At 45.5% G+C, this 13256-nt stretch carries 10 protein-coding genes, 1 tRNA gene, 1 pseudogene and 1 riboswitch; of the genes and pseudogenes, 8 read left to right on the top strand and 4 right to left on the bottom strand.

The features are described from left to right. Positions 1-292: 292 nt before the first annotated feature. The 3 genes from AC1S8V_RS10580 to AC1S8V_RS10570 all read left to right on the top strand — a co-directional run bounded on the left by AC1S8V_RS10580 (position 293) and on the right by AC1S8V_RS10570 (position 4381). Positions 293-2056 carry a DEAD/DEAH box helicase gene (locus AC1S8V_RS10580; protein WP_482073563.1) on the top strand — a complete coding sequence of 588 codons (1764 nt, stop codon included), beginning with the start codon at positions 293-295 and terminating at the stop codon, positions 2054-2056. A 3-nt stretch (positions 2057-2059) separates the two neighbouring features. Next, a complete protein-coding gene (locus AC1S8V_RS10575) occupies positions 2060-3214 on the top strand; it encodes a YqhG family protein (protein ID WP_482073562.1) in 1155 nt (384 codons plus the stop codon). Between the two features lie 204 nt (positions 3215-3418). Continuing rightward, complete coding sequence (locus AC1S8V_RS10570) at positions 3419-4381, top strand: hypothetical protein (protein WP_482073561.1); 963 nt, start codon at positions 3419-3421, stop codon at positions 4379-4381. A gap of 114 nt (positions 4382-4495) precedes the next feature. Here AC1S8V_RS10570 and AC1S8V_RS10565 read toward each other — a convergent pair whose 3' ends face one another. Next, on the bottom strand, positions 4496-4717 hold the full coding sequence (locus tag AC1S8V_RS10565; protein ID WP_482073560.1) for a YqzE family protein: 222 nt from the start codon (positions 4715-4717) through the stop codon (positions 4496-4498). A gap of 314 nt (positions 4718-5031) precedes the next feature. On the opposite strand from AC1S8V_RS10565, the gene AC1S8V_RS10560 reads away from it, so the two are divergent. Beyond that, the gene (locus tag AC1S8V_RS10560; protein WP_482074450.1) at positions 5032-5688 is read left to right on the top strand and encodes an N-acetylmuramoyl-L-alanine amidase family protein; all 657 of its coding nucleotides are present in this window, start codon (positions 5032-5034) and stop codon (positions 5686-5688) included. Here the strand turns inward: AC1S8V_RS10560 and AC1S8V_RS10555 are convergent. Then, complete coding sequence (locus tag AC1S8V_RS10555; RefSeq protein WP_482073559.1) at positions 5663-6598, bottom strand: divergent polysaccharide deacetylase family protein; 936 nt, start codon at positions 6596-6598, stop codon at positions 5663-5665. The genes AC1S8V_RS10560 and AC1S8V_RS10555 overlap by 26 nt on opposite strands. 602 nt (positions 6599-7200) lie before the next feature. Here AC1S8V_RS10555 and AC1S8V_RS10550 point away from each other — a divergent pair. From AC1S8V_RS10550 to AC1S8V_RS10540, 3 genes and pseudogenes are all read left to right on the top strand, one after another. Next, positions 7201-7971 carry an alpha/beta fold hydrolase gene (locus tag AC1S8V_RS10550; RefSeq protein WP_482073558.1) on the top strand — a complete coding sequence of 257 codons (771 nt, stop codon included), beginning with the start codon at positions 7201-7203 and terminating at the stop codon, positions 7969-7971. Between the two features lie 235 nt (positions 7972-8206). Further along, on the top strand, positions 8207-8914 hold the full coding sequence (locus tag AC1S8V_RS10545; protein WP_482073557.1) for a class I SAM-dependent methyltransferase: 708 nt from the start codon (positions 8207-8209) through the stop codon (positions 8912-8914). Between the two features lie 597 nt (positions 8915-9511). Next, positions 9512-10907, top strand: a pseudogene (locus tag AC1S8V_RS10540) (carbohydrate-binding protein). Between the two features lie 87 nt (positions 10908-10994). On the opposite strand, the gene AC1S8V_RS10535 reads toward AC1S8V_RS10540, so the two are convergent. Together AC1S8V_RS10535 and pelA are read right to left on the bottom strand one after the other, a co-directional pair. After that, positions 10995-11079, bottom strand: a tRNA-Leu gene (locus AC1S8V_RS10535). A gap of 175 nt (positions 11080-11254) precedes the next feature. Next, positions 11255-12208, bottom strand: a complete 954-nt coding sequence (gene pelA, locus AC1S8V_RS10530) for a pectate lyase (RefSeq protein WP_482073556.1) — start codon at positions 12206-12208, stop codon at positions 11255-11257. Positions 12209-12640: 432 nt separating this feature from the next. Then, positions 12641-12772, top strand: a riboswitch (cyclic di-AMP (ydaO/yuaA leader). 5 nt (positions 12773-12777) lie between these two features. Between pelA and AC1S8V_RS10525 the strand changes: the two genes are divergently transcribed. Continuing rightward, positions 12778-13242: a C40 family peptidase gene (locus AC1S8V_RS10525; protein ID WP_482073555.1), complete on the top strand. Its 465-nt coding sequence runs from the start codon at positions 12778-12780 to the stop codon at positions 13240-13242. Positions 13243-13256: the final 14 nt, after the last annotated feature.

The following is a 13256-nucleotide window of genomic DNA, read 5'->3' as shown; positions in this document are numbered from 1 at the left end:
TTATGACGAAACACCACATATAGTGATATAAGTTCAGTATATTACACCATATATTGATTTTCCATGCGACTTTTATCATAGTCCACCTTCATAAACTCCCCGGGTTTTCCCCCTTTGGAGAAGGGAATCAAAAAAATCTGGGGATAACAGCGATCGGAAGGTTATTCTGTCATCGGAGTGACAAGTGTAAATATTCCTTATTTGAACCCACATAGTTATGAACTGACTCTCATTCGTCCATACTATTACCTACGAATAAAACGTCATCACGTATGGCAGGGGAGGAAGCACCATGAACCGGAAAAACCCGCACCACACGAATCAACCTGTAGCCGAACTGCCCGTTCCGTTGGAATTCGATCGGAGCTGGATTAATCAATTGGAATCACGACTGGATAAAGGAGGTCCTTGGGGGGATTACCGACTCTTTCAACTTGGCATTCAGGCCGAAGAGACCAACCTGATTCCCAATTTTGACGAGATCCAATGTTTGAAGCATCTACAAGGCCTTACCCCACTCCCTCACCAGATGGACACTGCACGCAGAGTATTATTTGAAATGTCAGGCCGGGCCATTCTCGCCGATGAGGTGGGTCTTGGCAAAACCATTGAAGCCGGTCTCATTCTGAAAGAATATATGGTTCGGGGTCTCGTATCCAAAGTACTCATTCTCGTGCCAGCATCTCTTGTGCTGCAATGGGTACGGGAGTTGAATTCGAAATTTGGCATCCCTGCCATTGCCCAGAAAAAGGCCTATTCCTGGCAGAATGAAGTGGTTGTTGCTTCCATGGATACAGCCAAACGTGACCCGCATAAAGATATGCTGCTGAATACCGATTACGACATGATTATTATTGACGAGGCTCATAAACTCAAAAACAAGAAAACAACCAACTATCAGTTCATGCTGAAATTGCGCAAAAAGTATTGTCTGCTGCTCACAGCTACACCTGTGCAGAACGATATGAGCGAGTTGTTCAATCTGATCAACCTGCTGAAGCCCGGTCAACTGGGTCGTCAGGGTGACTTTGCGGCCAACTTTGTTGTAGACAAACGAGTTCCGAAAAATCAGGAACAGCTTAAGAACGAGTTATCCAAAGTCATGATCCGTAATCGTCGTGGCGAAGGCCCCGTTCAATTTACCAAACGGAACGTCTCCAATGTGAATCTGCAACTATCGCCTGAAGAACAGGCGTTGTACGATGGCGTGACTTCATTTGTTAAAGACCAGTACCAGGAAGCTGGCGGCAACCTGAGCAGTATGCTCTCCCTTGTCACATTGCAGCGAGAAGTGTGCAGCAGTCGGGATGCTGTATTCGTAACATTGGTTAATCTGTCGAAGAAACTTCCATTGGACTCTCCTCTCCGGGACAAAATCTGGGAACTGGTTGCCCATATCAAAGCGATCAAGGAGAATACCAAAGCTGAGAAAACGATGGAGCTCATTCGGGACATGAATGAAAAAGTAATCATCTTCACCGAATACCGAGCCACGCAGGAGTATCTGCTGAACTATTTTCGCAACAACGGGCTTACGGCTGTACCCTATCGGGGTGGCATGAATCGAGGCAAAAAAGACTGGATGATGGATCTCTTCCGCGGGCGTGTGCAGGCCATGATTGCAACCGAAGCGGGTGGTGAGGGCATCAATCTGCAATTTTGCCATCATATGATCAACTTCGATCTGCCTTGGAACCCTATGCGGGTAGAGCAGCGGATCGGTCGGGTACACCGGCTTGGACAGCAAAATGACGTGAACATCTTCAACCTATCCACGACTGGAACCATTGAGGAACATATTCTGAATCTGCTGCATGAGAAGATCAATATGTTTGAGATGGTGATCGGCGGGCTGGATGTCATTTTGGAACGGCTGGAGAAGAAGGAGTCAATTGAGAAAAGTTTGTACAAAATCATGTTGGAATCACAAACCGATGAAGATATTCGCCGCAAAATGGATTCACTTGGACAATCGCTGAACTCTATTCAACGTGAGGTTGCCGTTGAAGGACCTGCCGTATCCGGGTTGTTAGATCTTCGCAAAGGAGGTAGCTAACTCATGACCATGTCTCCCCATGAAGTGCAGGCTTATGTTCTCTCCTATCTGGAAGCACTTGATTGTCAGATTATGGAGCGTTCACCTGCCCATGTTACAGTCAAACTCTCGCCTGAGGCGGACAAAGCGTTGACCAATCGTCCCTATTATTGGGGGTTCGTGGAACGAACCGGAGCACCCGCTGAGACGATGTCCTTTACATTTATATTTGATCCTGACAGTTATCAGCAGGCCATTGAAGCAGCAGAAGCCAAAGTTGCGCAAGCATCACCTCCTGTTGTACCTAACCCTGATGGAGCGAATGGTATAACCAACGGCAGTCCTCAAGGCGAGCCACCGAAAGAAACCATTCTAGGCCGTTACTTCGGTATCACTCCATCGCTGCCACAGCTGGGACCAGGACGAATATTGCGTGAAGAAGTGGTGTACGGCAGTCGCAGACTCCAGCAGATTTTCGGCGCAGCCCGTGAAGGCGGTGCCTTCGTGAACCTGTTCGAACAGGCTGCCAAACGGCAATTGCGCGCTACAGCACCAGCCGTATATGAGCCTTGGCTCGGTGTCTGTTTCAAGGTGGAATTCGCCTGTGACTTGAAACGGGAGGAATTGCATTTTCTCGGCATCTCCCTTCGCTCGGGTGAAATTATAGAAAAATTCGGCACCAAGCTGAACCGACGTGATCTCAGTCCGAGGCTCGCGGAGAACATGCATGTGCAGACAGCTAAAGTTTCGTTATTCGATGCCGGAGCTGCTTTGGAATCTCATTTGACGAACCGCTTGCTGGAACTTGATTATAGCTGGGCAGAGAAAGCCCAAGAGCGACTTGATCTGGAGCTGGACGTGTTGGACACCTATTATGAAGCGGTACTCCGAGAAGATACGCCTGAGGTAGAATCAACGGACAACTTGGCATCTGGCGCTGAGAATGTCCAATCTAATCGCACGGTTAAACCCATTGGAGCCGATGTAGAACTGGCCGCAGAGGCCATAGTACCGTTCGACACTGAGACAGAAACCGAAGAAGAGAAAGCAAAACAGGCTGTAATGGATCGTGAAGCTATGAAACTGCAGTATGAGACACGCCGGACCGAGATGATCTGGCAATATGAACCCAAAGTGAAAGTGACTGCCATTAGTAGCGGCATGTTTCACTTAAGATAGACGAAGACACTACTTTTCCTGCAAATGCTGGCAAAAGTAGTGTTTATTCATGATCAGCTGCCCGACAGGTTGCGGCAACCTTTGCATAGCCTGTCCCCTAGAATGAAACTAGGACCCGCTCAGGCAACGGATAAATGAAAAGTAGGTGTAAATTTGAAACGATTCTTTCATACGTGTTGGAACAACACTCGGAAAACAACCTGTATGACCTTGGGCTTGCTCAGTTGTCTTGCCCTGTTCTCTTTCTGGTCAATAGCAGATGCAGAGGAACAAAAAACGTCTTCACTATCCCTCGCATCATCAACAGAATATAGTCCCGAACATCATGCCTTACAGAATGACAAGGCAGCTCCCGCTGCTGTGCAACGGTTTGCAGAGCAACAAGCTGTTGCACTTGGTACAGCTAACGCCGAAGCAAAGTGGAAGAACGCCGACCTGGACTTCTACCCTCTTGGCCCCGGTACACATAGCTGGCTTGTGCAAGCTTCATTTGAAGGAAAACCCATCGGATATATGATTATTACAGCTACAGAACAGGGACAGATGAAGCTTAGTGAATATGGTCAAGGAGAACAGTCACCGTATGAGAGTGAACTTCTTGGACAAGCCCTGAATCGACAACATATGAACCTTGATACGTTACTCGCTGGCGGCGGAGAGCTTCATTCTCATTATGCTCTCCCTCTGCTTGCCTACTGGAAAGTGGATCAACCGAATCAACCCGCACTTTATATTAATGCTACGAACGGAGATGTACTACCATCAGAGTTCTTGAGTCGACTGGAGGCTAACTCCAACCAGGTCTCAGGCAGCATAACTGATTTATCCACAACTTCACCTTTATCAGTCGATCCACTGCATCTGCGACCAGTCTTCAATCCGGCGGACAATCTGTTGTGGATTACATCCAAGCCTGTTGCTGCCAACCAGGCACAAAATGTGATACAACACGGGGAGAATCAAGAGATTGTCTTCTCAGCGGATGATCGTAACGTCATATACGGCGGTCCTCTACCCGTTAGCGGTTATCAGCTATGGCATACAGATCAGGAAGCAGAGTCCATTCCTTATATAGCGATTGGCGGCAATACATCCATTCAACGGTTTGTCCCTTTGAGTACGTTGCAGCAAGATGGGCAATTTTACATCGTGAAGCCTTCATTATAAGCAAACTAACCGATAACATAACATCTATTGCGGAAAAGTCCACCTCAAATAAGACGCATCCCCGTATTGCCAAGGGATTGCGTCTTTTGGTTTACTGTAGTTGAATGGTTAGCGTTAGTTAACCTTTTTCGAAGAATCTCGTTTATGAGCCTTTGAATCCAATGCTTTTTCCTTTTTCCCCACCCACAGGGATACAGCGAATGGAATCATACCGAACCATTTCATTGCCCACGGCTCTTTCCTTTTGGCGCGGCCTTTCCGCTCATCCTTCGGCGTATCGATATAATGAACTACACGCTGCGTAATGTATTTTACCAATTCATCACTTTTGGCCATGATCTCTGCCTCCTTCGCTCCTGCAATTTGCGGAGCTTGTGTTACTCCTATTGTGTGCAGAACCACCAAGGGATAAACCACTTTTTTTGTGGCAAAACGTATGAAAAACCAAAGATTGCACAGTCTAATGCCAAAGGAATCCATCCAGGCACTTTAATTCATGAGATGCCTATTTCAAGAAAGGAGCGTGTACTCTCATGTATAAGCTGCTAGCCGCATCGGTGGCTTTTATGATTACCCTCAGTTGTATCCCTTTAACATCTGATGTCATCCATGCTCAAGCGACCTTTGCGGCTCTTTCACCCCAACATTCCATGCAGCCGCCCATCAACCCATCCCTTCTGCCTGTTACCGATGGAGACGCCTATCGCTCCACCCATCATGCATTTGCCACGCCTGTCATTCTGTTGGATGTGGGACATGGCGGCATTGACGGCGGAACGATAGACCATGGGGTGATGGAAAAAGACATCAATCTGGCCATCAGTCAAAAGGTGTATCTCCTGCTTCGCAGCAAAGGATATTCTGTCATCATCAACCGGCTTGGCGACTATGCCCTTAGTGACGACAACCGCTGGCTGAACAGTCATTCCCGTCATCGCAGGGATCTGGCCCAGCGCAAGAGTCTTAGTGAAGAAGTGAGCACCGACATCGTTGTCAGCATCCATGCTAACTGGAGCCCCAAATCGTCTACCCGCGGACCGATTGTACTGCATCAAAAGGAAGGACGGAGTTATTTGCTCGCTGAGTCCATCCAGACCGAACTTAACAACCTGTATGGCACACAGCGCGGAGTTGTATGGGGCAAGCCCTTTTACCTGCTAAACAAGGTGCAACACCCAGCAGTCATTGTTGAAACCGGATTTCTGAGCAATGCAGGAGACCGCGCCATGATGAGTAATTCGGCAGAGCAGAAACGCATTGCCCAATCCATTGTGAATGGCATTATTTATTATTTGTCGGCAGTGTAGGGGCAGAATGCCAGTGCCACACTTCACGAACAAGATCACCAATGCCAACGAATTCAATTTGTCCCTGAAGACGTGTCATGGCTTCGCGAACGACAACGGACGTATTATGTCCGGTATGGCCTACATGCCCGATGACAACGCAATTGCTTTTGTCCAGTGCATGCTGCACCGCCAAATTCATCTGCTTGCGGATATGCTGCTGGGTGTTGCGGTCATCCAGGAATATGTCGTTCCCGACAGGCGGCAGCTCTTTCTGAGCGGCCAGCTCACCCACGACCGACCGGAAGCTGGTTCGGCTGTCCACAAAAAACAGCCCCCGCTCCCGGCACACATCCAGCACGATCGACATAATGCGCCTGTCGGATGTGATTTTGGAGCCCATATGATTGTTCATGCCAATGGCAAAAGGCACATCCTCTATGGCCTTTTCGACGCATTTACGAACTTCCTCATCGGACAGATCCGAGGTGATGGCTCCCGGACCGAGCCATTCGGGTTTTCCCTTTTGAGGTTCCATCGGCATGTGCACGATGACATCCATTCCCTTCTTGTGGGCCGCCAATGCATCTTTCTTCGTTGTGGGCAAAAAAGGCATGACCGCAACCGTGAGCTTCCCCGGCGCGGCCAGAATTTCGGCAGTCCCCTTCATGTCATTGCCGACGTCATCAATAATAATGGCCATGCGCTTGCGCGGTGCAGATAACTCTGAGACTGAACCCTCCTTACCAGCAGGCTTCTGCACGATCTGCACAGCTTTGGTATTTGCAAACAAGTCGGAATGGCTTGCAGCAGTTCCATATGCTCCGGCTGAGCCCTGCAGCATCATAAGCAGTATCATGCCAGCCGCCATCGCTTTTACGGCCATATTTTTTCTTTTTCGCTCCTGTCTGTCTGCTTCTTCCTTTTTCATGGTGTCCCCTCCTTATGTCCGTCTGCTCATTGTTTCATATTAGAGGGCTGAATATGTACGCTGGACTCCCTGCCGCTAACGGTAAATAATTGCTTGCACGGGATGTCCATGCTGCGGAAATGCAGCATGTGAAATAAAAATAGTTAATTTGGAAAATATGCTTTTTTTATATACGGATGATAATGCAAAGGTAAATTAAGTCTTCATTTCAAAAGTAATGTCGTTTGTGCTCCGTTAAATCTCTTGGGGATAACAAACATTATTTCCATGAATGAAGGGATCCGGTCATACGCACAATAAAGATTGTTAATCCGATAAAAATAACCCTTTAAAAGGCGGTGAATTGGCATGCAATGGATGAGACTCCTAAATAATCGAGGAATCGTAATATCTGTATTGGCTTTAGGGGTTGGATTGGCTACCCTCGGGATTACACGACGCCGCAAATTAAGCAACATTGACTGGCGGCAGATGATGTCTCCTGTTCGAAAAATGTTCTAAAGTACAGCATTTATAAGCACAAAACAAACCACCGGTATAAAAGTATACCGGTGGTCTCATGATCAAAACATAAACGCTACAATTAAGGATGGTGAGTTCAAATGTCCCACAGCTTTATAAATGGATATCAAATGCAATATACGGATTGCGGAAAAGGAACAGCGATCCTATTCATCCATCCTCCGGTATTGACAAGCCGGAATTTTCAGTATCAGATGCCCCTGTCGGGGGATTTTCGAATCATCACTTTTGACATCCGCGGCCATGGACAAAGCGAACCTTCCAAAAAAGAGATTACATATCCGTTAATCGCCCGGGATATCTGCCAGCTGATGGACCATTTGAAGATTGAGAAAGCATTTTTGTGCGGATACTCAACCGGCGGCGCGGTAGTGCTCGATTTTTTGCTGACGTGTCCTGAACGGGCACTCGGCGGCATTGTAATTGGCGGAATGTCGGAAGTCAGCGATCCAAAGTTAAAAAACAAAATATCGAGCGGGCTCCTCTTGTCTCGCATCGGTGCGGTCGGTCCAATTGCGCTTTCTACCGCCTGGGGCCAAGCGAAGCTCAAACTGTCTTTGTTCCGGTCACTGTTTAACGATGCCAAAAAAACAACCCCAAAAAACGCCGAGCAATATTATCAATACAGTCTGCACTATAACTGTACGGCACAATTGGGAAATATTCTTCAACCCGTTTTGTTGGTATACGGTGAGAAGGATACGCTGTTCCATCCCTACGCCAATCTGCTGAAAGAACGATTGCCTAGGAGCGAGCTGGTTTTTATCAAAAATGCCAAACATCAGATCCCAACAAAAGCTGCAGGTACCTTGAACGAACTAATCAAGCAGTTTATTTACCACATCCGATAAGCATGATCATTATAAAGATCGCAGGCAATATCCAAATTCCTTTTTTCCTCATAACTGTTCACCCCATTTATGTACATTGTCTCTTGAAAATCTTGGGGTTATCCGAGGTTTTTTTTGCCAAAATGACGATCGGAGCTGGGAGAGAAAGCGTTAGGTCGATTTTCCAAGTATTATTCTGAAACGTTAGTAGTAAACTATGCTTCAATATGAATGAAATGGTGGTGAGTTAAATCTCATGCATTTGTCCCCGCGCCTGTATCATCGGTTTGTACGCCCACAATGGTTCACCAATAAATATATCCACGAGCATATCAAAAGCAGTTTCTCCATAGAAAATAAAAGCGTTCTGGATTTTGGCTGCGGAACGGGAGCAAACTGTTCCATATGTGATGCGGATCATTATTATGGCATTGATCCGGATGCCAAAAGAGTACAATTTGCCAAACAGTTGCATCCGAGCTATTCCTTTATGGTTTTTGACAAAAACCATATCCCGATACCGGATCATACCGTAGATTTCATTTTCATCATCGCGGTTCTGCACCATATTTCAAACGAACAAATTTCCGGGTATTTGAACGAGTTCAGAAGAGTAATGAAGCCCGAAGGAACAATGATTGTCATCGAGCCATATTTATGTCCGAAACATAAAATCAACAACTGGTTTATGAATAAGTATGACAACGGTGAGTTTATTCGCAGTGAGGATGAATATCTGCAGCTATTCAAACGTCAGCAGTATGATTTTCAGGTGATCAAAAAGTTTAGAAAGTGCTTCCTATACAACGAACTCGTTTTTACAGCGGCACTCCAAGAGAACACGATTCAAGAAAAGACACAAGCCCCTATCTCTATCGCTTCAGAACTAATCATACAGGCCGCAGAACAATCAGCGAAGAATCAAACGCTTGTTGAAGAAGAACCTCAACTTGAATACGACTGACTAATTGTCCTTTCTCGACTGATGAGTGCCTCCTTCGGGAGTTTATTGTTCTCATTGTTTGATTTAGTTGTGAGTTATATGTAAGCAAAGGTTTTCCCATCTCAATCTAAAACAGGCGCACCGCAAAAAAAGTCTGCATGTATGCAGGCTTTACTCGCGAATCCCTCTAAATTTTGTTGTATATCGGTTACTTTACAGATAAAGGAAAGGCTCTTTCCCCAACCCGAAACTTCCACCCCCAACAAGAATACCTATGCGAGAGCATCTCATATCAGGCTGGCCACCACTTGCAGCACATCCATTTACAGCTTCTGCTTCAACATATCTGCCAAATCTCTGACTGTTGTCGGTTCAATCTCGTAGATTCAGAGGATATGGATATTGTTTTCCGATTTTTTTTTGCCAAAAACATCATGAATCTCTCAAAAAGAGATAACAATCAACAAATAAACTGTAATATGTCAGGTTTTTTTTCAAAATAATATAGTAAAATTTACTATTTAAAACTTTATTTTTCATTCATTACAATCTGAGAGGACGTGATAAGAAGATTCTCATCGCCGCTTAGCAAGTTTTTTTGAACACGCTTTCATGTGTATGATCATTTCGAGGAGGGTGAAAATTTTGAAATTGAAATTGAAATTGAGATTGAAAAAATCAGTCAATGTTTTATTGGCCTGTTTAACGGCTCTGCCTCTGATGTTAACCTCGACACACGTGTCAGCAGCCAGTGATGCCAACATTAATTTGTCCTCCGAAAAACAGCTCATTCGCGGTTTTGGCGGTATCAACCATCCAGCCTGGATCGGTGACTTGACGGCAACTCAGCGTGAAACAGCCTTTGGCAACGATCAGAACCAATTAGGCTTCTCTGTGCTCAGGGTTTACGTCGATCCGGACCGAAATAACTGGTCTCGTGAAGTCGCCACAGCCAAGCGTGCTATTGAAAAAGGGGCTATCGTATTTGCATCACCATGGAATCCTCCGAACGACATGATTGAGACCTTCAACCGCAACGGAGACACCAACGCCAAACGGCTGAAATACGACAAGTATGCTGCATATGCCCAGCATCTTAACGATTTTGTTACCTACATGAAGGATAACGGCGTGAATCTCTATGCCATTTCAGTACAAAACGAGCCGGACTACGCTCATGACTGGACCTGGTGGACACCACAGGAAATCCTTCTTTTCATGAAAGAGAATGCAGGCTCCATTCAAAATACAAAAGTGATGGCACCGGAGTCCTTCCAGTATTTAAAAAATATATCTGACCCCATCCTGAATGATCCGCAGGCTCTCGCCAATATGGACATCCTGGGAGCACATACGTACGGGACCCAGATCAGTTTCAGCATATTAAGGTAACAACAAGGTTGTCATCGTGGCAATCAACCGTGGCACTTCGTCAGCAAGTCAGAAGTTTGTGCTGCAAAACGGCAACGCCTCTACCGTCTCCTCCTGGATGACGGATGCCATTCGAAATCTGCAATCAGGCTCACCGATCAATGTATCCAATGGCGCCTTCACGGCCCAACTGCCTGCACAGAGCGTTACAACCTTTGTGGCTGATCTGACTGGCGGTTCCAGCAATCCGAACACCGGCATGACTTACGAAGCCGAAACGAATACAGCCTTGACGAGTTCTACGGTTGAGACGATCTATCCGGGGTACACCGGCTCTGGTTACGTTAATTTCAATGCCAATGCCGATGCAGCGATTCAATGGAACAGTATCTATTGCGCCACCACGGGCACCAAAAACGTGAAAATCCGTTATGCCCTGGAGAGCGGGGCACGGAACCTCGACGTGTACGTGAACGGAACCAAGGTAACTAGCAATGCTTCCTTCGCGTCGACAGGTGCTTGGTCAACCTGGAGCGAAAAAACAATTCAGGTTCCGATGAATGAAGGCACGAACACGTTGAGACTGGTCACGACCGGGACGGAAGGACCGAATATTGATCGTATTCAAGTGTCGGCTCAGTAAACTATCGGACGAGACAACTTGTTTGGGACAATACAAAAAGGTTCCTCAAAGGCGTTAGCCTAACGAGGAACCTTTTATTTTATTTGATGCGGTCGAGAGGACTCGAACCTCCACGGGGGGTTAGCCCACACGGACCTGAACCGTGCGCGTCTGCCAATTCCGCCACGACCGCATATTATATCTCCGTAAGCAATCTCGGCGACAAGAAATAATATATCATGCGGAATCTATCGTGTCAACAGTGAAAATAATAACAATAAAGCCCGAGCCAGACGTCCGTGTCTGATTCGGGCTTTACTTATAGCTGTGGATAATTTTCCTTCATCCAACCTGCGCCATATTACAAATTACAGCTTGGAAGGCCAGTTGCCATACCACGCATAACCGCCTCTTCTTTCTTTATCAATATCACTTAATTTGTACTTAACTACCCCGTCACGACCAATAAAGATCGGTTTATCCGTTCCCACTTCGTAGAAGCGAGCCCAGATCGGTGCAGCTTTGGAATCAGCGATAATTTTGCTGTCTCCGTTTGCTCTTTCATACTTGTAACCTGTAATCTTCACTTTGTTAAACCACGCCTCGGCTCCTTTAATGGATGCCGTAATTTTAGCGTTAGCAGGTCTGGTTTTCAGGAATTTAACAATCGTTACACTCTCTCCAGCCGTCAACGATGGTACTTCATAGATTCTTGCGCTTGCCGGTTTAAGGGTACTGGAATCATGTTGTTGTCCCCACGCTGTCAGCTTACCGCCTGAAACGACCTGTGTATTCAGAATCGCCTCCACACCTTTATCAACTGAATTTTTACTGCGGTTAGCAAGTGTACTGTCGATAAACGAGAAGTCACCTTTGCGCGTCGCTACTTCATCGAGCATGATCATTACATTAATCATGGCATCATCATTGTAAGTAATGTGCTTGTGATATCCCGAGCTTTTGTAGACTTGAGGCCATCCGCCGTTCGAATACTGCATATTGATCAAAAAGTTGATTCCTTTGATTGCAGCAGCGGAGTATCGCGGATCATTAGTCTTTTTGAATTCCTTCGCCAATCTTCTAATTTCTGAATATGTAGCTTTGTTATCGATCGTAGACTTCGCCCATTCCCCACTCGATTGTTTATAGTCTTTTCTCCAACCTCCATCTGGCAGTTGGTTCTTCAGAATATCGGAAATACTTGCTGTCGTACCTGATGCATCAGCAGCAGATACCGTTGCTACAGGGAGAACCGCCATCCCAACTGTTGAGAACACCATGGTACATGCCAGTACAAAAGTAACTATTTTTTTTGCTTTCAATGGATTACACTCTCCTATGTTCGTTTTTTTAATAAATCTCCCACTTCTACATTACATATGATACAAATCCCTAAACCTCCTTTATTTGAACTTATGACACAATAAAATCTATTTCCATCCAATATGTGGATTGGATACAACGATAATATGCAAAAAAACGATATTTGTCAATATATGCAACTTAATGAATATAATTTCTGAAATTCTACATAACGGAATAGTCCTTTTACCTCATGACAAACCTGTTTATTTATCCAAAATCACCTTTAACGAACCAATAATGACGTTTTTGTCATGAATGATACCCAAACTTGATCCCTTCTTTCATATAAAAACCGTAATTCCGCTAACATTGAGGTATTACGAAGGGTTTTAAATGGGTTTGACAATTACGCATTTATGCAATATAGTTTCAAATAGTTACAAAAACTTAATTATTCATTGCCGAGTTTCATGTTTGAAAACGGGGGAACCATTTTGGGTGAATTATTCTTATACATAGGAAATATAGGGAACCTTCTACCGAACCCTTAGCTAACTCCGTAGGCATCGAAGGGAGAACATTGATTTTGAAAAAACTGATTATCTCCATTTTTGGAGCAGCTGTACTATTTACATCCGGGGCAACAAGCACAGAGGCAAGCAGTATTAACTCTCTAGTGAACAACATGACTGGTATACCTTACAAGTGGGGTGGCACGACTATGGCTGGCTTCGACTGTTCCGGGTTTATGAGATATCTTTTCAACAAATACAGCATTGAATTGCCACGTACTTCGCAGCAACAAGCCAAAGCAGGTACTCCGGTATCCAAAAGTAACATTCGCACAGGTGATCTGGTGTTCTTCAATACGATGGGCAAAGGCATTTCACATACAGGTGTGTATATCGGCGGCGGACAATTCGCTCATGCTTCCAGCAGTAAAGGTGTAAGCATCACCAAGATGTCCAATCCTTATTTCAATGATCGTTACGTGACAGCACGTCGGGTAACTGGACAGTTTATGTACGATAAAATGTTGGGTAAAATGTAATTCACATACAAAAA

This window comes from Paenibacillus sp. B46(2026) (assembly GCF_056786355.1).
Note: the sequence above shows the minus strand (reverse complement) of the source record. Positions and strands in the feature narration are given on the sequence as shown.